General features: G+C 54.7%; 24 protein-coding genes. 23 read left to right on the top strand and 1 reads right to left on the bottom strand.

Features of this window, described 5'->3' with window-relative positions:
• The first annotated feature begins 227 nt into the window (after positions 1-227).
• From KH813_RS01105 to KH813_RS01040, 14 genes are all read left to right on the top strand, one after another.
• Entirely contained in the window at positions 228-611 is a 384-nt protein-coding gene (locus KH813_RS01105; protein ID WP_024048054.1) for a Rid family detoxifying hydrolase, read from the top strand.
• Positions 608-1,201, top strand: coding sequence for a TIGR00730 family Rossman fold protein (locus KH813_RS01100; RefSeq protein ID WP_303992160.1), 594 nt, complete (start codon positions 608-610; stop codon positions 1,199-1,201). The genes KH813_RS01105 and KH813_RS01100 overlap by 4 nt, the downstream gene beginning before the upstream one ends.
• 115 nt (positions 1,202-1,316) lie before the next feature.
• Positions 1,317-2,690: an NCS2 family permease gene (locus KH813_RS01095; RefSeq protein ID WP_303992157.1), complete on the top strand. Its 1,374-nt coding sequence runs from the start codon at positions 1,317-1,319 to the stop codon at positions 2,688-2,690.
• Between the two features lie 9 nt (positions 2,691-2,699).
• Positions 2,700-3,182: a 5-(carboxyamino)imidazole ribonucleotide mutase gene (purE, locus tag KH813_RS01090; protein ID WP_303992154.1), complete on the top strand. Its 483-nt coding sequence runs from the start codon at positions 2,700-2,702 to the stop codon at positions 3,180-3,182.
• 51 nt (positions 3,183-3,233) lie between these two features.
• Positions 3,234-3,950, top strand: a complete 717-nt coding sequence (gene purC, locus KH813_RS01085; RefSeq protein WP_303992151.1) for a phosphoribosylaminoimidazolesuccinocarboxamide synthase — start codon at positions 3,234-3,236, stop codon at positions 3,948-3,950.
• A complete protein-coding gene (purF, locus tag KH813_RS01080) occupies positions 3,950-5,356 on the top strand; it encodes an amidophosphoribosyltransferase (protein WP_303992148.1) in 1,407 nt (468 codons plus the stop codon). The genes purC and purF overlap by 1 nt, the downstream gene beginning before the upstream one ends.
• Complete coding sequence (gene purM, locus KH813_RS01075; RefSeq protein ID WP_303992146.1) at positions 5,347-6,393, top strand: phosphoribosylformylglycinamidine cyclo-ligase; 1,047 nt, start codon at positions 5,347-5,349, stop codon at positions 6,391-6,393. The genes purF and purM overlap by 10 nt, the downstream gene beginning before the upstream one ends.
• A 1-nt stretch (position 6,394) precedes the next feature.
• A complete protein-coding gene (purN, locus tag KH813_RS01070) occupies positions 6,395-7,015 on the top strand; it encodes a phosphoribosylglycinamide formyltransferase (protein WP_303992143.1) in 621 nt (206 codons plus the stop codon).
• Between the two features lie 2 nt (positions 7,016-7,017).
• Positions 7,018-8,583, top strand: a complete 1,566-nt coding sequence (gene purH / locus KH813_RS01065) for a bifunctional phosphoribosylaminoimidazolecarboxamide formyltransferase/IMP cyclohydrolase (protein WP_303992140.1) — start codon at positions 7,018-7,020, stop codon at positions 8,581-8,583.
• 28 nt (positions 8,584-8,611) lie between these two features.
• On the top strand, positions 8,612-9,889 hold the full coding sequence (gene purD / locus KH813_RS01060) for a phosphoribosylamine--glycine ligase (protein ID WP_303992137.1): 1,278 nt from the start codon (positions 8,612-8,614) through the stop codon (positions 9,887-9,889).
• Between the two features lie 34 nt (positions 9,890-9,923).
• Positions 9,924-10,442 carry a DUF456 family protein gene (locus tag KH813_RS01055; RefSeq protein ID WP_303992180.1) on the top strand — a complete coding sequence of 173 codons (519 nt, stop codon included), beginning with the start codon at positions 9,924-9,926 and terminating at the stop codon, positions 10,440-10,442.
• Positions 10,443-10,745: 303 nt separating this feature from the next.
• Positions 10,746-11,546, top strand: a complete 801-nt coding sequence (locus KH813_RS01050; protein ID WP_303992135.1) for an amino acid ABC transporter substrate-binding protein — start codon at positions 10,746-10,748, stop codon at positions 11,544-11,546.
• A 71-nt stretch (positions 11,547-11,617) separates the two neighbouring features.
• Complete coding sequence (locus KH813_RS01045; protein ID WP_303992132.1) at positions 11,618-12,271, top strand: amino acid ABC transporter permease; 654 nt, start codon at positions 11,618-11,620, stop codon at positions 12,269-12,271.
• A gap of 9 nt (positions 12,272-12,280) precedes the next feature.
• Positions 12,281-13,045, top strand: coding sequence for an amino acid ABC transporter ATP-binding protein (locus KH813_RS01040; RefSeq protein ID WP_075939206.1), 765 nt, complete (start codon positions 12,281-12,283; stop codon positions 13,043-13,045).
• 466 nt (positions 13,046-13,511) lie between these two features.
• Here the strand turns inward: KH813_RS01040 and KH813_RS01035 are convergent, their stop codons facing one another.
• Positions 13,512-14,855: an esterase-like activity of phytase family protein gene (locus tag KH813_RS01035; RefSeq protein ID WP_303992128.1), complete on the bottom strand. Its 1,344-nt coding sequence runs from the start codon at positions 14,853-14,855 to the stop codon at positions 13,512-13,514.
• Between the two features lie 232 nt (positions 14,856-15,087).
• Between KH813_RS01035 and KH813_RS01030 the strand changes: the two genes are divergently transcribed.
• From KH813_RS01030 to KH813_RS00990, 9 genes are all read left to right on the top strand, one after another.
• On the top strand, positions 15,088-15,573 hold the full coding sequence (locus KH813_RS01030) for a universal stress protein (RefSeq protein ID WP_303992125.1): 486 nt from the start codon (positions 15,088-15,090) through the stop codon (positions 15,571-15,573).
• A gap of 13 nt (positions 15,574-15,586) precedes the next feature.
• Positions 15,587-16,084, top strand: a complete 498-nt coding sequence (locus KH813_RS01025; protein WP_303992123.1) for a universal stress protein — start codon at positions 15,587-15,589, stop codon at positions 16,082-16,084.
• Positions 16,085-16,158: 74 nt separating this feature from the next.
• A complete protein-coding gene (locus tag KH813_RS01020) occupies positions 16,159-16,605 on the top strand; it encodes a universal stress protein (protein WP_075939202.1) in 447 nt (148 codons plus the stop codon).
• Positions 16,606-16,661: 56 nt separating this feature from the next.
• Positions 16,662-18,197: a DUF2157 domain-containing protein gene (locus tag KH813_RS01015; protein WP_303992119.1), complete on the top strand. Its 1,536-nt coding sequence runs from the start codon at positions 16,662-16,664 to the stop codon at positions 18,195-18,197.
• Positions 18,198-18,947: a hypothetical protein gene (locus KH813_RS01010; protein WP_303992116.1), complete on the top strand. Its 750-nt coding sequence runs from the start codon at positions 18,198-18,200 to the stop codon at positions 18,945-18,947. It abuts the gene before it with no gap.
• A 59-nt stretch (positions 18,948-19,006) separates the two neighbouring features.
• Positions 19,007-19,312, top strand: a complete 306-nt coding sequence (locus tag KH813_RS01005; protein ID WP_034437115.1) for a helix-turn-helix transcriptional regulator — start codon at positions 19,007-19,009, stop codon at positions 19,310-19,312.
• Positions 19,313-19,314: 2 nt separating this feature from the next.
• A complete protein-coding gene (locus KH813_RS01000; RefSeq protein ID WP_303992113.1) occupies positions 19,315-19,806 on the top strand; it encodes a histidine phosphatase family protein in 492 nt (163 codons plus the stop codon).
• A 1-nt stretch (position 19,807) separates the two neighbouring features.
• Positions 19,808-20,407, top strand: coding sequence for a 5'-deoxynucleotidase (gene yfbR, locus KH813_RS00995; protein WP_303992111.1), 600 nt, complete (start codon positions 19,808-19,810; stop codon positions 20,405-20,407).
• Positions 20,404-21,252, top strand: coding sequence for a PfkB family carbohydrate kinase (locus KH813_RS00990; RefSeq protein ID WP_303992109.1), 849 nt, complete (start codon positions 20,404-20,406; stop codon positions 21,250-21,252). The genes yfbR and KH813_RS00990 overlap by 4 nt, the downstream gene beginning before the upstream one ends.
• Positions 21,253-21,368: the final 116 nt, after the last annotated feature.

Here is a 21,368-nt window from a genome sequence, read left to right as displayed (position 1 = left end):
AACAACGAAATGAGAAAATGAAATGCAGTGAAAAATCAGCGTTTATAACGATCATTTGTTTACATGTATTTTAGCAAAGCGTTAATCTTACCGCAACTTTCGACGGATAAAGCAAAAAAATTATAGCCGACGGTCGGAAGGCTGTCAAGCGCGTTTGCAGCGGGGCACTGTTTCCGCTATGATACGAATAGAAACATACTCAGATGAACATTAAGGAGGAAAACAGCATGGCGAATATTATTACTGATCAGGCGCCGGCGGCAGTCGGCCCGTATGTACAGGGGAAAACGGCGAACGGCTGGTGCTATGTGTCGGGTCAGTTGGGATTGGATCCCGCCACGGGCGAACTGCCAAACGATGCGGTCGCGCAACTCGTGCAGGCGCTTACCAATGCGGCGGCGATTTTAGAGGCGGCCGGACTTTCAAAAGAAGATATTGTTAAAGTAACGCTCTATATTACCGACATGGGCGGGTTCCAAACGCTCAACGAAGCGTACGCGGAATTTTTCGGAGCGACCAAGCCGGCGCGCACTTGCGTGGAAGTTTCCGCACTGCCGAAAGGCGGCGCCGTCGTTGTCGATGTCATCGCGTATGATGAGGGCGCGCAATGATTGCGGAGGATCTGAAGAATACTTTGAAAATTGTTGTGTATTGCGGTTCGCGCTTCGGCAATGAGGCCATGTACCGTGACGTGGCGGTCGCTTTGGGAACGCGCATCGGCGAGCTCGGCGCGACGCTCGTTTTTGGCGGCGGTAAAATCGGCCTGATGGGCGTTGTCGCCGACAGCGTCATGGCGGCGGGCGGCAAAACATGGGGCATCATGCCGCGCTTTCTGGTCGATAAAGAGCAGGCGCATCGGGGCTTGGATCGGCTTGAAATCGTTTCCACGATGCACGAGCGCAAAGCGCGCATGATCGAGCTCGGGGATCATTTTGTGGCGCTGCCCGGCGGCGTCGGTACGCTGGAAGAAATTTATGAAGTGCTTTCGTGGCGACACTTGGCGCTGGTTGACGGCAGCGTTTCCATGTACAATGTCGGCGGTTTTTACGATGGCGCGGCGCAACTTTTCGAGCGCGTGCTGCAGTCGGGCTTTTTGCCGGCGGATGAACAATCTATTTTAACCATCAGCGATGATTTGGAAACGATCGCGGCACAATGGAAAAACAATAAAAATGTTCGGAACATAGAGAACAATAAATAGAAAATCTAAGTTCACATTCTGATTTTTCGTTGACATTATTCGCTCGGCTTTGTACAATAAAGTCAGGATTTAGCCTCGAAATTATAGCTGTGAATGCGGCGGAAAGCAGGGAATTATGCTGGAGAAATTGTTTGCGCTGAAAGAGCGCAATACGGATGTCAAGACGGAGATCATGGCGGGGATTACGACGTTCATCACCATGGCGTACATCCTCTTTGTCGCACCGAGCGTCATGGGTGCGGCGGGGATGGATAAAAACGCGGTGCTGATCGCGACTTGTCTCGCGTCGGGCATCATTACGATCGCGATGGGATTGTTCGTAAATTACCCGATTTGTTTGGCGCCGGGCGTCGGTTTGATTGCTTTTTATGCGTTTACCGTGGTATTGGGCATGGGTGTGCCTTGGCAAACCGCCTTGGGCGCCGTTTTTATTTCCGGCCTTGTCTTTTTGGTGTTGACGCTCACGCATGTGCGGCAAATGATTATTGAAGGCATCCCCAACGGCTTGAAAGCGGCGATTACCGTCGGGATCGGTCTTTTCATCACGATCATCGGTTTAAAAATGAGCGGCCTGATGACGGTCGCCTTATCGCTTTCGCCGGATACGCTGGCGGCGGCGGTGGCCGGCGGCGGACATACGGTCGCGACGACGAATGATACATTATTTACACTGGGCGCGCTGGATAATCCGCGCCACTTGGTGACGGTGTTCGGACTTTTGTTTACCGCGCTTTTAATGGGCCGCGGGATTAACGGTTCGATTTTGATCGGCATTTTGACGACGACGGTAGTCGCGTACGCGACGGGAGTGGCGCAGTTGCCGCCGAATTTCACGCCGTTCATGTTGCCGGATTTCAGCAATAACGCGTTCTTCCAGTTGGATATTTTAGGCGCGGTTCATATGGGTCTGATTACGATCATCTTTACGTTTACCTTTGTGGAACTGTTTGACTCGATGGGCACGATGATCGGCACGGCGACGAAAGCGGGTCTGGTCGATCCGAAAACGGGACGCTTCCCCGGCATGGGCAAGGCATTGTTCGTCGATGCGTGCGGCGTATCGCTCGGTTCGCTCTTGGGCGCGAGCACAGTCACGGCGTTCGTCGAAAGCGCGGCCGGCGTCGGCGCGGGCGGACGTACGGGTCTGACCGCGGTCACTTGCGGCATCTTATTTATTATCAGTTTGTTCTTAGCACCGGTCATGCTCTTGATTCCGGATGTCGCGACGAGCCCGGCGCTGATTTTGGTCGGCGCATTGATGCTCGAAGGCGTGCAGCAAATTGATTTTTCCGATTTCACGGAAGTGTTCCCGGCGTTTTTGACTATTGTCATGATGCCGTTTACGTACAGTATTGCCAACGGTATTTCGGCCGGTCTGGTCGCCTATCCGTTGATGAAAATAGTGACGGGCAAAGCACGGGAAGTCCACCTGATCGTCTATATCTTAGCGGTGCTCATTGTGGCGCGCTATATCTTTTTAAGTGAATAAGGAGGATGTATGAGAGTAGCGGTAGTTATGGGCAGCGACTCCGACTGGCAAGTCATGCAGGGCGCTGTCAAAATACTGAAAGAATTCGGTGTCGAACATCGTGTGGCGATTGCGTCGGCGCATCGCACGCCGGAAAAATTGGCGCAATTCGTGCATGATGAAGAAGCGGCCGGTGCGACCTGCTTTATCGCGGGCGCGGGCGCGGCCGCGCATTTACCGGGCGTAGTGGCAAGTCTGACCTGCCGCCCCGTGATCGGCGTACCGTTGGCGGCCAGCTTAGGCGGGCTCGATGCGCTGTTGGCCATTGTGCAGATGCCGAGCGGCATGCCGGTGGCGACGGTTGCCATCGGCGGCGCGAAAAACGCGGCGCTGCTCGCGATCCAAATCGGCGCGGCAAGCGATGAAAAACTCGCGCGGCAATTTACCGATTACCGCAAAGAACAGGCCGAAAAAGTAGAGAAGAAAGATCAAAAACTGCAAGCTGAATTATAATCAGAACAGTCATTTATTGATTCCGCCGAACGACGGAGAAAGAGGGTCATGATGAAAAAATTGGAAATGATGTACGAAGGCAAAGCGAAAAAGGTATTCAAAACGGATCGCGACGACGAAGTTATCGTTCGCTATAAAGATGACGCGACGGCATTCAACGGCGCGAAAAAAGGCACCATTACCGACAAAGGCGTATTAAATAATAAGATTACGACATTTTTCTTTGATCTTTTGGCGAAAAACGGTGTGCCGACGCATTTCATCGAACGCTTGGATGACCGTGAACAGCGCGTCAAAAAACTTTCGATTATTCCGTTGGAAGTCATTATCCGCAACCGCTGTGCCGGCTCGATGGCGAAACGCTACGGCCGCGAAGAAGGCGAAAAACTCGCTTTCCCGACGATTGAATTTTGCCTGAAAGATGATGATCTCGACGATCCGCTGATCAACACGTACCACATTCGCGCGCTCAACATCGCGTCGCAGGAAGACTTGGACACCATCACGAAACTCGCGTTCAAAGTCAATGATGTTCTGAAAAAATTCCTGGCGGAAAAGGAAGTTATTTTGGTCGACTTCAAATTGGAATTCGGCAAAGACACGAAAGGCAACATTTTGCTCGGCGATGAAATCTCTCCGGATACCTGCCGTTTCTGGGATGCCAATACCTTGGAAAAACTCGACAAAGATCGTTTCCGTCGCGATCTCGGTAATGTGGAAGAGGCGTATCATGAAATGTTGCGCCGCCTGACAGGAAAAGAAAACTGATGGCGTACGATTCCATCTGGGACCGCATTGAGGAAGAGTGCGGGGTGTTCGGGATTTATGACCCCGACACCTCGGTGCCCCTGTCCGCCTACTACGGTTTGTTTGCGTTGCAGCATCGCGGTCAGGAAAGCGCCGGGATCACGGTCGCCGACGGCCAAACGATGACGACGCAGGCGGGCATGGGCCTGGTCACGGAAGTGTTCCGGAAGTTGCCGGCGGATAACGGCAAAATCGCGATCGGTCATGTGCGTTACTCCACGACCGGCGCCAGCATTAAAGAAAACGTGCAGCCGTTGCAGGTGGAAACGGACCTCGGTCCGGTTGCGATCGCGCATAACGGCAACCTTGTGAACGCTCGCTTGTTGCGGGAAAAACAAATTAAACTCGGCACGACATTTCGCACGACGATGGACACGGAAGTCATCGTCAATTTACTCGCGCGTTCCGTGGGCCGCGATGTCACGGAACGTTTGCAAGATGTGTGTCAGCAAATCGACGGCGCGTACTGCTTAGTGGTCGCGACGGCGACGGAACTGTATGGCGTACGCGATCCGCAAGGCTATCGTCCGTTGTGCCTCGGGGCTACGGATACCGGCTGGGTCTTGGCGTCCGAAACTTGCGCGCTGGATTCGGTCGGCGCGAAATTTGTCCGCGACATTGCGCCGGGACAAATCGTGCGTATCGCCGCCGACGGTCCGCATTTCAGCTCTCTTGTCACGCCGCAAAGCAAGCGTCGGCAAGCGCGCTGCTCGTTTGAATACGTGTATTTCGCGCGCCCCGATTCGGTTTTGGACGGGGAAAGCGTGTACGATGCGCGCCTCAACATGGGCGCCCTGTTATGGGAAGAATCCGGCTTCACGGGCGATATCGTCATGAGCGTGCCGGACTCCGGCAACGTCGCGGCGATCGGCTATGCGCGCGCGTCGGGGATTCCCTACGCGGAAGGCCTGATTAAAAACCGCTACATGGGACGCACCTTTATTCAGCCGACGCAGGAGATGCGGGAACGTTCCGTCAAAATGAAACTTAACCCGGTCATCAACAACGTCGCCGGCAAGCGCGTCGTCTTGGTCGACGATTCGATCGTGCGCGGCACGACGAGCGGGATTATTATCAATTTACTGCGCAACGCGGGCGCCAAAGAAATCGCGCTTTGCGTTTCTTCACCGACGGTGGAATATCCTTGCTATTTCGGCATCGACACTTCGGAGCGGAATCAGCTGATCGCGGTCACGCATACGGTGGAAGAAATTCGCGAACATATCGGCGCCGACCGTTTGCATTTCCTGTCGCAGGAAGGTTTGGCCAAAGCGATTGCGGGTTTGCGTAAAGAGGATCTTTGCTTTGCCTGCTTTGACGGGGATTATCGGGGACCGATCCCGGAACAGGAGGAAGTATGTCCGTAAACGAACGGGAAGCACTGACGTATGCCGCCGCCGGCGTCAATATCGACGCGGGAAACCGAGCGGTGGAACTGATGAAAGACGCCGTTAAGGCGACCTATACCGATGGAGTATTGGGCGATGTCGGCGGTTTCGGCGGACTTTTTTCGCTGGGCGCGATCGCCATGAAAGAGCCGGTGCTGGTGGCCGGTACGGATGGCGTCGGCACCAAGTTGCGGTTGGCCATTGAGCGCGGTGAACATACCACGATCGGGCAGGACTGCGTGGCGATGTGCGTGAATGACGTACTCGTGCAGGGCGCGCGCCCGCTTTTCTTCCTTGATTACATTGCGACCGGTGAACTCGTTCCCGAGCAGATCGCAACCATTGTGAAAGGCGTCGCGGCGGCCTGTCAGGAATCCGGCTGCGCGCTTTTGGGCGGGGAAACGGCGGAAATGGCCGGCTTCTACGCGCCGGGCGATTACGACTTGGCGGGATTCGCCGTCGGTCTCGTCGATCGTGAAAAAATTATCACCGGCGAACGCATCACGGCGGGCGATGTCATTATCGGTTTGCCGTCGAGCGGCGTGCATTCGAACGGTTATTCGCTCGTGCGGCGCATTATTTCACGGGAAGAGCTCCAATTGGACCAAGTCTATCCGGGCTTGGAACGTCCGCTCGGTGAGGAATTGCTCACGCCGACGCGCTTATATCCGAAAGCTATTTTGCCGCTCTTGGACGCGGTTGATGTCAAAGGCATGGTGCATATTACCGGCGGCGGATTTTACGACAATATTCCGCGCGTGTTGCCGAAAGGCTTGGGCGCGCATATTGACGGCGCGAGTTATCCGGTGCCGCCGATTTTCAGCTCGCTTGCGTCCTGGGGCAATGTCTCGCAGCATGAGATGTACCGCACCTTTAACATGGGGCTCGGCATGCTCGTTATCGTTTCGCCCGAAGACGCGGAAAAAACCTTACAAAACTTGGCGGATCGCGGCGAAACCGCGTATCGCGTAGGGGAAGTCACAACGGACGGCGAAGTCGTCGTCAGCGGTGTGTAGTATGAAAAAGTTAGCCATCTTCGCGTCCGGGCGAGGCTCGAACGCTCGGGCGCTGATCGACGCGTGCCGTCGCGGTTTGATCGCGGGGCGGCCGGTCGTTTTGTTCAGCGATCATCCCGACGCCCCTGCGCTGGCGATGGCGCGAGCGGCGGGAATAGATTGCCACGCGTTTGCACCGCGGGAATTTGCGGATAAAGACGCTTACGAAAACGCGGTGGTGGAAATGCTGCGTCCGTACGCGCCCGATTATATTTGCCTCGCGGGTTATATGCGAATCGTCGGCGCGCCGATTTTGGCGGTGTATGAGGGGCGGATCGTCAATATTCATCCGGCGCTTTTGCCTTCTTTTCCCGGATTGCATGCGCAACGTCAGGCGATTGAGGCCGGCGTTAAAGTAAGCGGTTGCACCGTGCATTTTGTCGACGCGGGCATGGACAGCGGGCCGATTATTATGCAAACGGCGGTACCGGTATTCGCAAGTGATGACGAAGCGTCACTTGCCGAACGTATTTTAACAGTAGAACATCCGACCTATGTAGAGGCGATGGCGGCGTTATGCCGTGACGAACTTTGCATAGCGGAACGTAAAGTGGTACGGCGTATGGCGTCGGAGGAGGAATGACTATGGCCAAACGAGCTTTATTGAGTGTTTCCGATAAAACGGGGATTGTGGAACTTGCGCAGCAACTTTCGGGCGCGGGTTATGAATTGATTTCCACGGGCGGAACATTGGCCGCATTGCAACAGGCGGGAGTGGATGTGACACCGGTCGAAACGGTGACGCAATTTCCCGAAATGCTCGACGGTCGGGTTAAAACGTTGCACCCCATGGTGCATGGCGGCATCCTGGCGCGGCGCGATCATCCCGATCATATGGAGGCGCTGGCGCAGCACGGCATTACGCCAATCGACATTGTCGTCGTCAATTTGTATCCGTTTGCGGAAACGATCGCCAAACCCGGCGTGACGTTGGCGGACGCGATTGAGCAGATCGATATCGGCGGGCCGTCGATGATCCGCGCGGCCGCGAAAAACTGGCGCGATGTGCTCGTCGTCACCAGCCCCGCGCAGTACGAAGATCTGGCGCAACATGTCGGGGAAGGCACGGTCAGCGATCATTATCGGTTCGGATTGGCGCAGGCCGCGTTTGCGCATACCGCCGCGTACGATGCGAAAATCGCGCAATATTTGGCGGCGCAATCGCCGGACGAGGAAACCGTCGCGACGCAGACAAAAACGCCGGAATCGGTATTTCCGGAGCAATTTGAGCTGCATATGGAAAAGGTCATGGATCTGCGTTACGGCGAAAATCCGCATCAGCAGGCGGCCTTTTACCGGGCGCCCGACAGCAAAGGCGGCGTAGCTAATGCCAAACAGCTTCACGGCAAGGAACTTTCCTATAACAACCTGGTCGACACGGAAGCGGCTTGGCAGCTCGCGTGTTCCCTTGACGCGCCGAGTTGTGCTATTATAAAACATACGAATCCGTGCGGTTTTGCCGTCGGCGAAGATATGGCCGACGCGTTTGCGCGGGCGTTTGCCGCGGATGATGTTTCCGCGTACGGCGGCATTGTCGCCTGCAATCGTGAAGTGGATCTGGCGGCCGCGGAAAAAATGCGCCCGATCTTTTTTGAAGTCGTCATCGCGCCGAAGTTCAGCCCCGACGCGTTGGCATTGTTATCGGAAAAGAAAAATATTCGTTTATTGGAAGCCGACGCTTCGCAGGAAGGCGATTGGCAGCTGAAACACATCTCCGGCGGTCTTTTACTGCAAGACGCTGATGACCGGCAGGATGATGAGGCGACATGGCAGGTCGTCACCAAGCGCCAACCGACGGCGGAAGAAATGCAGGCCCTGCGCCTCGCTTGGGCGGTTGTGCGGCACGTCAAATCGAACGCGATTGTCGTGACTGACGCGAACGCGACGCTCGGCATCGGCGCGGGACAGATGAACCGTGTCGGCGCGGCGAAGATCGCCTTGGAGCAGGCGGGCGCGAAAGCGGCCGGCGCGGTACTCGGTTCCGATGCGTTTTTCCCGTTCGGCGATACTGTGGAAACGGCGGCGAAAGCCGGCATTACGGCCATCATTCAACCGGGCGGTTCCATCCGTGATCAGGAATCCGTGGAAGCGGCGGATGCCGCCGGCATCGCGATGGTTTGCACGGGCACGCGGCATTTCCGACACGGCTGATACGAACACAAATATAAGGAGCAATGGTATGAAAATCGTCTTGGTAGGTAACGGCGGTCGTGAACACGCACTCGCCTGGAAGCTTGCGCAAAGTGAACGCGTCAGCGAAATCGTGGCCGTTCCCGGTCGCTACGGCATGCATGAAGTGGCGGAATATTTGCCGTTGGATTGGAACAGCACGGCGGAACTGGCGGATATCATTACGATGCAGGCGCCGGATCTCGTCGTGGTCGGCAGTGAAGGACCGTTGGCCGACGGTATCGTCGATGTGCTCACAAAACGGGAAATACTCGTTTTCGGCCCGACACAAGCCGCGGCGCGTATTGAAAGTTCCAAGGTATTCGCCAAAGATCTTTTCGCCCGTTACCATATTCCGACGGCGGCGTACGGCAGTTTTACCGATGCCGATAAAGCCATTGCCTTTTTGGATGAAATGCAGGCGCCGTATGTAATCAAAGCGGACGGTCTGGCGGCCGGTAAGGGCGTTGTCATTGCGGAGACGTATGAAGACGCGGTGGAGGCGATTCACTCCATGTTGACCGGTGACGCATTCGGGAGCGCCGGTGAAAAAATTATTATTGAAGAATTTATGGTCGGCGAAGAAGCGAGCCTGTTGGCATTCGTCGACGGGGAAACGGTCATCCCCATGATTCCCGCGCAGGATCATAAACGTTTGTTGACCGATGATCGCGGTCCGAATACCGGCGGCATGGGCGCGTTCGCGCCGGCCGCGGTGGTGACGGACGCGGTGTACGAAGCCGCGGTGGAACAAATTTTGAAACCGACGGCGGCCGCTCTCGTGGCGGAAGGCTCACCGTTCCGCGGCGTGCTGTACGCGGGACTGATGATTACGGAGGAAGGACCGAAAGTGGTGGAATTCAACTGCCGTTTCGGCGATCCGGAAACGCAGGTATTGTTGCCGCTTTTGGACAGCGATCTTGCGGATATCATGGAAAAAATTTGCACGGGACATATTGATCAGGTGCGTCTGCGTTGGCTGGACGCGCACGCGGTTTGCGTAGTGGCGGCGTCGTTCGGCTATCCGCGCAAAACGTACCGCGGTGATTGCATCACGGGACTCGCCGAGGCGGCCGCGCGGGATGCGCTCGTCTTTCACGCGGGCACGCGTCACATCGATGACGCGTACTTTACCGACGGCGGTCGCGTTTTGAACGTTGTCGCCGTACGCCCCGCGCTGGCGGAAGCGAAAGAGGCGGCGTATCAGGCGCTTTCGGAAATTGAATTTGACGGCATGCAATTTCGCACGGACATTGCCGATAAAGAATTATTGCGCGCAAAAAAATAAGTGCGCGTGACGGGAGGGACGAACTGTGAACACAATGCTGGTATTTATCCTCGTCTTTCTCCTGATTTGCTGCATCGCGGCGACGGCGGCGGGGTTGCCGGGCAATTACGCCATGATGCTGGTGCTGGTGGGCTTCGGTCTGCTGGACGGCTTTCGTTTATTTTCCGTGACGGCGGTCGCGTTGCTGGTCGGCGCGCTCGTCTTGGGAGAAGTCATCGAATTTCTCGCGGGCATGATCGGCGTGCGGCGCAAGCGTCGCGGCTGGAAAACGCAATTTATCGCCGTGGGCGGCGGTATTTTGGGCGGCATCATCGGCAGCGGCATTTTGCCGATTGTCGGTTCGCTGATCGGCGTCGTCATCGGCGTGTTTCTCGCGACCTACGCGGCCGTCTACTATGAGCATCAAGATCAGCAGGCGGCGAAATCGGTAGCGATCAGCGCCGCGATGGCGCAACTGATCGGGACGGGACTCAAAGTGGTGATTTCGCTTTTTGTTTTAACGACGGTGGTTTTTCTCGCCATTGTTGCGCAGACAGGCGCGACGATTCATTAAAAGAATGCCGTACGGCATTCTTTTTTTGTGCAAAATTTTACACGGTAAAAAATTTTTTGAAAAAATCAATTTATCTCTTTACTTTTTTATCAAAGTAAAGTATTATAGTCATATCATCAGGTAAAGGAGTGTGGTCACATGCGATGGCGGATTGCCTTACATTATTTTTCAGGCACGGTAGTAGCGCTCGAACGGGCGTTGGAAATGACGGGTGGTGCGCGACATCATGCGACCCGCGAAATGATATAAAAATAAAATGCAAAATTAGTTATGACAAAACAGTCACGTATAGGAGGTATTCTCATGAACTGGAAAAAAATGACGGTCACGGCATTAATCGGTCTCGGTGTAGTCAGTGTGTTGGCGGGTTGCGGTAACGACGCGAAACCGGCCGCAGCGGACACAAAATTACCGACGAAAGTCGTTGTCGGTTTGGATGATAATTTCCCGCCGATGGGTTTCCGCGATGAAAAAGGCGAATTGACCGGCTTTGATATCGAACTGGCGAAAGAAGTCGGAAAACGTACCGGCATACAAATGGAATTCAAGCCGATTGATTGGGCGAGCAAGGAAGCGGAACTTACCGCCAAACGCGTGGATCTTCTTTGGAACGGTCTGACGATCACGGAGCAACGTAAAGAAAAAATTGCTTTCACCGAACCCTACATGCACAATGATCAGATTATCGTTACATTGAAATCCCGTAAGGATTTGACGGATATAGATTCGTTGGCGGGTAAGGTTGTCGGCACGCAGGAAGGCGGCACCGGAATTGACGCGCTGGCGAAATTGCCGGATTTGAAGAACGCCTTCAAAGAATTACGTCTGTACGCGGTCTATACGGACGCGTTGATGGATTTGGAAATCGGCCGTATTGACGCGGTGTTGGTGGACGGCGTTGTCGGACGTTACTACATGACGAAGAAACCGGATACTTTCTATGAATTGCCGAAGGTACTGGCGACCGAAGAGTACGGCGTAGGCATGCGTAAAGATTCCGCCGAACTCAAAAAAGCGATTGATCGGGCGATCGGCGAAATCAAAGCCGACGGCACGGGCGCGAAGATCTCCGAAAAATGGTTCGGCAAAGATGTCATGAACTGAGCGAAAGAAACCGCATAACCAAGTAAAAACAGGCCGGGATGACCGGCCTGTTTGCTGAGAGAGGATAGAAAATGGATTACATCGTTTCAATTTTACCGACGTTGTTGTCGGGCTTAAAGGTGACGGCGGAAATTTTTTTCCTGACGATCATCTTATCGTTACCGCTGGGCGTTTTGCTGGCGATTTTCCGCGTGCGCAGCTGGAAACCGATCCGCGAACTCGTGGCGGCCTATATTTATGTCATGCGCGGCACGCCGCTGATGCTGCAGATCCTGTTTATCTATTACGGACTGCCGCTCATTCCCGGCGTCTCCATTCAGTTCGGTGACTTTACAGCGGCCCTGATCGCGTTCGTCGCCAACTATGCGGCGTACTTTGCGGAAATTTTCCGCGGCGGCATTCAAAACATCAGCCGCGGTCAGTACGAAGGGGCCAAAGTGCTCGGTTTCACGTACCCGCAAACGATGCGTTACATCATTTTGCCGCAGGTCGTCAAACGGGTTCTCGCTCCGGTCGGTAACGAAACCATTACTCTCTTGAAAGATACGTCCTTGGTCTATGTGCTCGCGATGGACGATTTGATGCGGCTGACGCGCAGCGTCGTGCAGCGCGATTTCGATACGACCGCGTTTTTCGTGGCGGGTGTGATATACCTCATCTGTACGTTCTTCCTGACGAAAATTTTAACGCGACTGGAAAAACATTTCGCAGTGTACGACGAATAGGAGGCACGTATGGCTTTTATTGAAATGAAAAATATCCATAAAAAATTCGGCGCGACGGAAGTCTTGCGCGGCTGTACGTTGCTGCGTGAACGCGGCGGCGTGACCTCGGTCATCGGCCCGTCAGGCAGCGGCAAAAGCACGTTTTTGCGTTGCCTGTGCCACTTGGAAACCATTGACCGCGGCACGATTTTGGTCGACGGTAAAGCGCTCGCGACCGACAGCGAAGCCGGCAGCGCGTATGCCAAACCGGAAGAAATTCAAAACATCTGCGGCAAAATGGGCATGGTCTTTCAGCAGTTCAATCTTTTTCCGCACATGACGGTGCTGGACAATATTATGATCGCGCCGCAAGTGGTCAAGGGCATGAAAAAGCAGGATATTTTGCCGATGGCGGAAGCGCAACTCGAACGCGTCGGCCTTTACGCGAAAAAAGACGTGTATCCGAGCCAACTCTCCGGCGGGCAAAAGCAGCGTGTTGCCATCGCCCGCGCCTTGGCGATGGAGCCGCAAATCATGCTCTTTGATGAACCGACATCCGCGCTGGATCCGGAACTGACCGGCGAAGTCTTAAAAACTATTCAGCGGCTCGCGGAAGAAAAACTCACGATGATCCTCGTGACGCACGAAATGGCCTTTGCCCGCTCGGTCGCCGACCATGTTTTATTTATGGTCGACGGCGTAGTCGAAGAAGAAGGCGCGCCCGAGCAAGTTTTCACCGCGCCGCGGAGTGAACGCACGCAGGCGTTTCTCGCGTCCATGATCGGCAACCGATAAAAATAAAAAGCTCCGATATGACGGGGCTTTTTGATTGCGCAAAAACAATATTGCGGAGAAATCGCGCGGAGCATTTTCGCGTTTTCGGGCGTATACAATGACGATGCAAGGCGGTAAGAACTTACGGGAAATATAGTTTGAAAAAATTGGCAGGTAACAAAAATAGAAGCTACTATCGGGCTTAAACCAGCCGGGGAGTATAACTCCAGCGTCACTGATACCTCGATAGCAGCCTCTTATGCTCGTAGTGTAGAGGAAGTGCTGCAATGTGTCAATCTCGAAAATCAAGCGTCATCGGACGAAATTGCGGAGTGAGCGCACGCGAATATTCCCCAAAAGAAAATACACCGCGTTTGCGATGTATTTTCTTTAGAAAAGGAGAAAGAAAGGGGAATGCGCGTAGATAGCAATCCGGCCGCGCGGTGTTGATTCCGCGCGGCCGGGCTTTCAAGGGAGCGCCTGAATATCAAAGCGGTTGCGGCAGGTGGATCAGCCACAACACCGAGGGGTCAGGGCCTTCGGTCATCGTCGCCCGAATACGGGTCGGCGTGCCGTTGGCGCCGCGAAGAATTCGTTGTTCAGCATCGTAAGTATATTCCGTAATATCATCTTGACCGGCGGCTGCGCCTTCGATTTTGAGGGCGATACCGAAGTCATTGTCGTTTGCAATCGCGAGCGTCTTTTTATCCGGTAAAAGCACGATGCCTTCCGCTTTTTCCACCGTCCAGCCATGCTGACGGAGATCAAGGAAAAGATCTTTTTGCACCGGTTGGAAAAGTTTTCCGAGCGCGTCTTGATCCGCTTCCAGCGCGTTCTGACCGGACGTCATGTCGGTAATATCGGTCGCTTTCGCGATATCGATTTTGTAGATGCGGTTTTGCATCGTTCCCTGCGCGTCTTTGCCCTGCTCAATGACCAGGAATTGGTGATCATTGATGGCGGCGATGTCGCCGAGTTTCATCGCGGAGTTCTTTTTATAAGAGCCGGGCGTGATCGGGTACGCGTATGTTTTGACGTCGCCCGATTTCGGATCGACGAGAACGAGGCGGGTAAAGTTGGCGATGTTTTTCGTTTTGCCGCCGACGTTGAGCGTGCTCTGCATCATCACCATTAATTTACCGGCGGGAGTGATCGCCAAACCTTCCGCGCCGCGGTTGGGTTGACGTTCCTGTAAAATTTTCGGTAAGCCTTGGCCCGGAGCAAAGCGGCGAAGTTCGCGGCCCTGTCTGTCGTATTCGATAAGGAACGGGCCGTATTCATCGGTCAGCCAGAAGTGACCTTGCGCATCGACGGCAAGTCCTTCCGGATCCAAACCGTTTTTGTCATAGGCGAGCGGCCGGAACTGCAGATCCAAGCCGATTTCGCCGGTATTACCAAGAGCACCTTGCGGTATCGGACGACCGCTGATATCTTGGCCTGCTTTATTTTTCAAAGAAAATGATGAAACGACCGTCGCTTTCCCGTCTTTGACGCGAATGATGCCGATGCGCGGCGCGTAATCGGGGATGGGGAAAATTTTACTGCTGAGCTTTTGATCGCCGTCGCGATATTGCACGCTGTCCAAGTTCGGGCCGCGATCCGTGACGCCGTAGAATTCAATGGCGCCGTCACGAGTCGTTTCTTTGTAGGTCAATGCCGAACCATAGCCGAGGGGGATGGCATGTTTCGTTTGACCCGGCGCGGTGAGATATTCGTGAGCGGGCAGTTCTACGGTATAACGATCAATGGCGGGCGTCGGCGCGGCGAATGCAACGCTGCCGGCGAGCAAACTGAGCGCAACCGCGCTCCATAAAAAAGTACGTTTCATCATGTTTCTGATATTCCTCCTTTTGTTTCACGCTTTAAGCATAGAGCGCTGTCGTCAATTTCCGAACGGGTTTGTGTCAAGGTAAAGAAAAATTTTACATGCAAGTAAAATAAAAACGACTATTGTTGCGCAACGCGCCGATGTATGTCCGCGCTTGCTCGGCTTGACGTTCCACCCGGACCGCTATATGATGAAAAGAGAAAGGTTATTAAATTTATATGAAGGAGGGATAGCAATGAGATATCAAACGATTCTGGTGGCGCTGGACGGATCGGATCACGCCCGGTTTGCATTGGAGGCCGCAGTGGACCTGGCGGAAAAATTCGGCAGTCGGTTGATTCTTACACACATCATGGATATCCAGTACTTCACGACGGCTTGGTTTGAACCGCCGCGTAATCGTAAGGAAGCGGATGAGCGCGTCGATTACAAGCCGGATACGGAAGCCAAATTGAAAGAAACAACGGATTACCAGCGGGAATTCGGTCGCCGGATTTTGGCGGCGGCGAAAGATCATGTACCGGCGGGAATCGATTACGAAATCGCGTATACGGTCGGATCGCCGCGGGAAGATCTTCTCAAGATGGCGGATACATATAAGGCGGATCTGATCGTTATGGGCAGCCGCGGCATGGGAACACTGGCGAGCATGTTGGTCGGTTCGGTTTCTTCCTACGTGGTGAAACACGCGAAGGTGCCGGTATTAGTTATCAAACAGTGACGGAGGGATGACAATGAAAAGTTCTTGGCAACGTATTCTTGTGCCAACGGACGGTTCTGAAAACGCTCGTCGGGCACTCCATGAAGCCGCGCAATTAGCGGCGAAATTCGGCGCGGAGTTGCAGTTGTTGACCGTGCTGGAAGACCGGTTGTACGCGGGTAATCTGATCGGACGGGGCGCCGGAGAGCGTTTGTATTCCGGCGTGGTGGAAGTAAGCCGTACGCCGGATGCGGAAGAACACGCCGCACCGGGTTTGCCGGAGCATCAAATGGAGCAGGTTCGCGAAGGTTTGCGCCGTGAAGCGGCGACGCTCCCGCAAGATATTCCGCTGCGCATGTTTTTCGCTGTCGGCGATGTACGGGAAACGATTTTAACGGTGGCGGATGAACTAGACGCCGATTTGATCGTGATCGGCAGTCGCGGTTTGGGATCCGTCAAAGGTTTGGTTTTGGGAGCGGCATCGCAATACGTATTGCAGCATGCTACGCGTCCTGTTTTAGTAGTGAAATAAACGCCGTCCACCGTGAGCTGTGTTATAATGAGTAAAACTAATCAACGCATGAAACGGTGGAAGGGGTGCGGACTATGATCCATTTTAATGAAGTGTTGTTACCGGCTGACGGCTCGGAAAACGGCGTGCGCGCGTTACAGCACGCCATCGAGCTGGTGAAATTGTCCGGCGGCACACTCTTGATTTGCCATGTGGCGAATGTGGTATCGGTGATTTCAGGATTTGATCAAATTCCCAGCGGCTCCGGGTATGTCAGTGAACAGATGGCCGAGGATCTGGAAAACAAGGGGAAAGAGATTCTGGAAAAATTGGTTCGTATGGTGCCGGCGGATATTCCGGTCAAGACCATTTTTGAAGTAGGTTCTCCCGGACCGACTTTGTCCGCGATCGCCGAAAAATACAACGTGGACTTGATCGTCATGGGAAGCCGCGGCTTAGGGCCGCTGAAAGGCATTTTCATGGGCTCGGTTTCGAGTTACATCGTCAGCCACGCGAAATGCCCGGTTTTGATTGTAAAATAAAAAAGCGGACGGGCAACCGTCCGTTTTTTTAGTAGAAAGAATACTTGGGGGATCCTATGGAGCAACGTATTCGCTGGCTATATGAAGAGCTTCCCAAATGGGTAAGCGAAGGGATTTTGACACCGGAGGCGGCCGATCGTTTGCGCGCCCGCTACGGTGAAGTAGCGGCGCCGGGTCTGCGCTGGGGCCGGATTATTTGGCTGGTGCTCGCGGCGGTCTTGGTCGCGTTCGGCGCGCTGCTGATTTTATCGGACCAATGGTACGCGCTTGCGCACAGCGTGCGCTTCAACTGGGTAATCGCGCTGGCGGTAGCAGCGCAGTTGGCGGTGGCGGCCGTGTTGCTACTCGAGCCGAAGTCGATCGCTTGGCGCGAGGCGGCCGGCGCGTTTTTGGGGATTGCGATTCCCGGAGCGTTGCAGCTCGCGGGCGATATTTACCAATTATCGGAGTGGAATCAGATCGCGTGGGCGATTTGGTCGCTTGCGCTGCTCTTGCCCGCGGTGTACATTGTGCGCTCGACGGCATTAGCGTCGATCTATCTGATTTTGACGGGCGTATTTGTGAGTTCTTTAGGCGTCACGAACGCGTGGCTCGGCGCGCAGCAGGTATGGGTTTGGCTGGCGCTCGCCGCACCGTATTTTTACATTTTGTATCGCGACGGTTTCCGGGAACTTTCGTTGCTGATTTTCAGCTGGATGTATGCGTTGACGATTTTCTACGCCGCGCTGGTGGCGTTGGCGGATGTCGCGGTTGTCAGCTTGGCGCTCGCCACGATCATTGCCGCGTTTACGTTTCTCGTCGGGGCGATGGTCGGCAAACAAACCGGCTGGGGCATGCCGTTTCGCGTATTGGGCGGCGGCGCGTTGGCGGTATGCGTGCTGCTGGCCACGCAACGCTCGCTGTGGGTGGATATATCCCGCGCGATACCGCAGGTGTTGCCCATCGTTGTGTTGGTATTGCTGTTATTTGCCACCGGCGTGCTTTGCTGGCGCCTGATGCTGCGTCGCGAGTATACGCTGGTCACGGTCGCGGCCGTGCCGTTGTGCGTGACGCTGGCGACTTTTATTGCAGCACTCGGTTACGGCTATACATTTTTAGCCATTGTCTTTATGATTTACTATTTGGGCGGTGTTGCCGCGTTATTGGTCAACGGCTTGCGCCGCAGTTCTCTTTGGCGTACGGACGGCGCGCTGTTTTTGCTCGCGCTCTTTATTGTGGTGCGGCTCGGCGATGAGTCGTTCACCTTGCTGCAGCGCGGCACGGCATTTATCGTGATGGGCGTGTTGATTTTGGCGGGGCATTTGGCAATGGCCACATGGCAACGCAAGCAGCGGGAACACACAAATCAACGTGTGCGTCGCGCTCGTCGGCAGGAAGCGGCTCGACGCAGTACGCCTGCGCAGGATCATTCGGCAACATCGGTGCGGCCGCCGCGCGTGCGCGGCTCGGTGACGCCGCCGGCAGCTGACGAGCAGACGGCAACGAAAGAGCGGACTTCGCAGACGGCATTACCGCCGCGTCGTCCGCCGCAAATGCCGTCATTACCGCCGCGACCGACCTGGCACAGCGACAAGCAAGAGGAGGATAAATAAATGGCGACCAAATGGAAATACCTGCTCGCGTTTCTCATCCTCGCGCTGGTGCAGTTGGGGGTCATCTTCAGCGAGCGCAGTCAGTTTGAAGAAGTATTGAACAGCGGGATTACGTACCAATCGCCCGCGATTATCGCCGGCACGCGTGTTGATTATGTCGATATCCGTTTACGGGAAAATATCGATCCCTTTGTGGCGGAACCGTTGAGCAGAGCCAAATGGCTCGGTGAAAACTTACCGGAGTATCAGGAAACGATTTACGTCGCCGTGGCGCATGATAAAAACGGTATGCTGATGGTGAAAGGCGCGGATCTGAAGAAACCGGCGCAAGGCGACTATATCAAAACGATCGCTTGGGGCGTGGACAATGGCGTGGTATCCTTCCCCATCCCGTTCATGCGTTTCTATTTACCGGGTTACCAATTACAGGATCTGCCATGGGATGAATTCATGGCGTTTGATCCGTTGACACCGGAACAGGTGGAGCAAAAAGAAGCGGAGCTGGCGCGCGCGGAAGCATCACCGGAAGCGGCGGATATGCGTGCGGAAATCGCCCGACATAAAGCCGTCGCTGAACCGATCTCCGTGCCGCGGCATGAAATCATCGCGGAATTTAAATTGGCGGATGGTCACGGCGTGATCACGGAAGTGTATGTGGACGGACATCCGCTTTCAGGTTGGTATCAGACGAGCGCGGCGCCGGCGACCGTCGAAATTACGCCGACCACAGAAGGAGCAAAGAAAGCGTGAAAGTGAATACAAGTACGGACGGATTGTCGCACGAGGCCGCGGCTTGGCTGGCGGGCACGTTGGATACGGAAGAAAAACGCCGCCTGTTACTGCGGTTGGCGGATATTTTTAAAGTGCTCGGCGAGCCGACACGGCTGAAAATTTTGCGTGTGCTTTGGCAAGGCGAATGTTGCGTGAACGAACTGGCGGAAGCAATTGATATGGAAGCGTCCGCGGTCAGTCACCAGCTGCGCATTCTTCGCCAGGCGCACTTGGTGGATTTCCGTAAAATCGGTAAAAATGCCTGCTATTTTTTGGATGACGCGCACGTGGTGCATTTGCTTGAGCAGGGCCTCAACCATGCCGCGCATCGGGGAGAGGAGTAACCATGCGTTTGTATTTGATGCGCCATGGTCATGCCGTCAAAGAACGGGCGACGTTGGATAATTTTCATCGCTCGTTGACCGATGAAGGCATCGCGGAAACGGAAAAGATGGGACGCCACCTGAAGGAAATGCTGCCGGATCAGGCGGTCGGAATTTATTTGAGTCCGCTGGTGCGCACGCAACAGACCGGCGAGATTTTGGCGCGGACTTTGCGCGAAGGCCGCGCGGCCGCCGACGTGACGAGCGGAACGTTGTACGCGTTGGCGCGTGACAATTGGGAGCCGCTCGATAATCATCTGATCAATTTGACGGCCTCCGGCGGTCCCGAGCATGTCTTCTTCGTCAGTCACCAACCGTTTTTGGAAGCGTGGTTGTACGGACTGACCGGAGTCAGTCTTTCCTTCAAACAAAGCAGCATCGCGGTCGTCGATTTGCGCCGCGGCAAAAAATCAAAGTTGGTGGCGTATTTGACGCCGTTATTGTGGGAGAAATAAATTGCACAGTCACTTTTTTGCGTATTTGGCACGCATGAAATTCATCAAGCGTTGGGGCCTGATGAAAAATACGATGCCGGAAAATATTCAGGAGCACAGTTTGCAGACGGCGATGATCGCGCATATGCTGGCGGTACTTCGCAATGTCCGTTACGGCGGTCACGTTGATCCGGAACGGGCGGCCGTTCTCGGCATGTACCATGATGTCAGCGAAGTGTTCACCGGCGATATGCCGACACCGGTCAAATATTTTAATGAAGATATTCGTGCGATGTACGGCACGATCGAGCAGGCGGCCGTGGAAAAATTATTCGCCACGTTGCCCGCTGACCTGCGCGACGCGTATCGGGCGTATATTTTGACGCCGGAAGAAGCTCCCCTGTGGGAATTGGCGAAGGCGGCGGATACGCTCAGCGCTTATTTGAAATGCGTCGAGGAACGTACCGCGGGCAATCCGGAGTTTGATGAAGCGTACGCGACGATTCGTAAAAAATTGGAAGAGTCGCCCGTACCGGAAGTGCATGATTTTCTCGCGACGTTCGCGCCGAGCTTTACGCTGACGCTGGACGCGCTCAACGCGACCGCGAAGGAAGAAAAATGACGCCATGGCCCGTTCTTTTAATTAATGATTATATCGAGCACGGCACATCGAATATGAATGTGCTGGAGCCGATTTTGCGCGCGCTCGGTTATCCCGTGTCGGGATTGCTGACGGCGGTGATGAGCCACAGTTTCGAGTACGGGGATTATGACTATTTTCCGCTGACGGAACATTTGCGGCGGACCTTGCCGCTTTGGGAGAAACAAGGCTTCACGTTTGCCGCGGTGGCGACCGGTTTTATCGACAGCCTCGGCAGTTTGGAACAATTCGCGTTGTTGCGGGACGCATTACCGAAATGGCGCGCGCAAGGTTCGTTTATTCTGGTGGATCCCGTAATGGGGGATAACGGCGCCTTGTATCCCACATTGCCGTGGGAACTCGTCACGGAAATGCGCACGCTTTTGCCGATGGCGGATATCATTACGCCAAATTGGACGGAAGCGGCGTTACTCTTGGACGAAGATCCCGCGTGCGAGCAAAGCGTCGCGCCGCAATGGCTCGAACGTTTATGCGCATTAGGGGCGCGATCTTGCGTCATCACGGGTGTGGGAAATCCTGACGCGAACGGCGGCACCATTTATTATCGGGCGGCTGACGGCCATGCGAGCGCTGTTGATTTTGCGCGACTGGCGCCGAATTTCAGCGGCAGTGGCGATTATTTCAATGCGGTACTGCTCGCGGCGTTGCTGCGCGGTGAATCGCTCGCGGAAGCGGTGAAGACAGCGGCACGATTTATTGAATTCGCGCTGCGCGAGACGCAGGCGCAGGAATCCGATTTCGGCAACGGCTTGATGCTTCGCGGCGCGTTGCAAGCGACGGTAAAAAAATGGACGGAAGACGAATGAGAGCAAGCAAAAAGCGCTTACTGCGGTAAGCGCTTTTTTGGTGATCAGCTTTTGCGACCGAGAATCGCGTTGACGCGATCTTTAATATTGCTTTCCGAATTCTTTTTCGGCGCGGC

It is taken from the genome of Negativicoccus succinicivorans (genome assembly GCF_018373335.1).
GTDB classification, from domain to species: Bacteria; Bacillota; Negativicutes; order Veillonellales; family Negativicoccaceae; genus Negativicoccus; species Negativicoccus succinicivorans_A.
This window is presented reverse-complemented; position numbering and strand designations above follow the sequence as displayed.

Bases quoted from the DNA above. Each gene is read 5' to 3' on its own strand.
- KH813_RS01105 (WP_024048054.1), top strand. From the start codon at position 228: ATGGCGAATATTATTACTGATCAGGCGCCGGCGGCAGTCGGCCCGTAT.
- KH813_RS01100 (WP_303992160.1), top strand. From the start codon at position 608: ATGATTGCGGAGGATCTGAAGAATACTTTGAAAATTGTTGTGTATTGC.
- KH813_RS01095 (WP_303992157.1), top strand. From the start codon at position 1,317: ATGCTGGAGAAATTGTTTGCGCTGAAAGAGCGCAATACGGATGTCAAG.
- purE (WP_303992154.1), top strand. From the start codon at position 2,700: ATGAGAGTAGCGGTAGTTATGGGCAGCGACTCCGACTGGCAAGTCATG.
- purC (WP_303992151.1), top strand. From the start codon at position 3,234: ATGAAAAAATTGGAAATGATGTACGAAGGCAAAGCGAAAAAGGTATTC.
- purF (WP_303992148.1), top strand. From the start codon at position 3,950: ATGGCGTACGATTCCATCTGGGACCGCATTGAGGAAGAGTGCGGGGTG.
- purM (WP_303992146.1), top strand. From the start codon at position 5,347: ATGTCCGTAAACGAACGGGAAGCACTGACGTATGCCGCCGCCGGCGTC.
- purN (WP_303992143.1), top strand. From the start codon at position 6,395: ATGAAAAAGTTAGCCATCTTCGCGTCCGGGCGAGGCTCGAACGCTCGG.
- purH (WP_303992140.1), top strand. From the start codon at position 7,018: ATGGCCAAACGAGCTTTATTGAGTGTTTCCGATAAAACGGGGATTGTG.
- purD (WP_303992137.1), top strand. From the start codon at position 8,612: ATGAAAATCGTCTTGGTAGGTAACGGCGGTCGTGAACACGCACTCGCC.
- KH813_RS01055 (WP_303992180.1), top strand. From the start codon at position 9,924: ATGCTGGTATTTATCCTCGTCTTTCTCCTGATTTGCTGCATCGCGGCG.
- KH813_RS01050 (WP_303992135.1), top strand. From the start codon at position 10,746: ATGAACTGGAAAAAAATGACGGTCACGGCATTAATCGGTCTCGGTGTA.
- KH813_RS01045 (WP_303992132.1), top strand. From the start codon at position 11,618: ATGGATTACATCGTTTCAATTTTACCGACGTTGTTGTCGGGCTTAAAG.
- KH813_RS01040 (WP_075939206.1), top strand. From the start codon at position 12,281: ATGGCTTTTATTGAAATGAAAAATATCCATAAAAAATTCGGCGCGACG.
- KH813_RS01035 (WP_303992128.1), bottom strand. From the start codon at position 14,855: ATGATGAAACGTACTTTTTTATGGAGCGCGGTTGCGCTCAGTTTGCTC.
- KH813_RS01030 (WP_303992125.1), top strand. From the start codon at position 15,088: ATGAGATATCAAACGATTCTGGTGGCGCTGGACGGATCGGATCACGCC.
- KH813_RS01025 (WP_303992123.1), top strand. From the start codon at position 15,587: ATGAAAAGTTCTTGGCAACGTATTCTTGTGCCAACGGACGGTTCTGAA.
- KH813_RS01020 (WP_075939202.1), top strand. From the start codon at position 16,159: ATGATCCATTTTAATGAAGTGTTGTTACCGGCTGACGGCTCGGAAAAC.
- KH813_RS01015 (WP_303992119.1), top strand. From the start codon at position 16,662: ATGGAGCAACGTATTCGCTGGCTATATGAAGAGCTTCCCAAATGGGTA.
- KH813_RS01010 (WP_303992116.1), top strand. From the start codon at position 18,198: ATGGCGACCAAATGGAAATACCTGCTCGCGTTTCTCATCCTCGCGCTG.
- KH813_RS01000 (WP_303992113.1), top strand. From the start codon at position 19,315: ATGCGTTTGTATTTGATGCGCCATGGTCATGCCGTCAAAGAACGGGCG.
- KH813_RS00990 (WP_303992109.1), top strand. From the start codon at position 20,404: ATGACGCCATGGCCCGTTCTTTTAATTAATGATTATATCGAGCACGGC.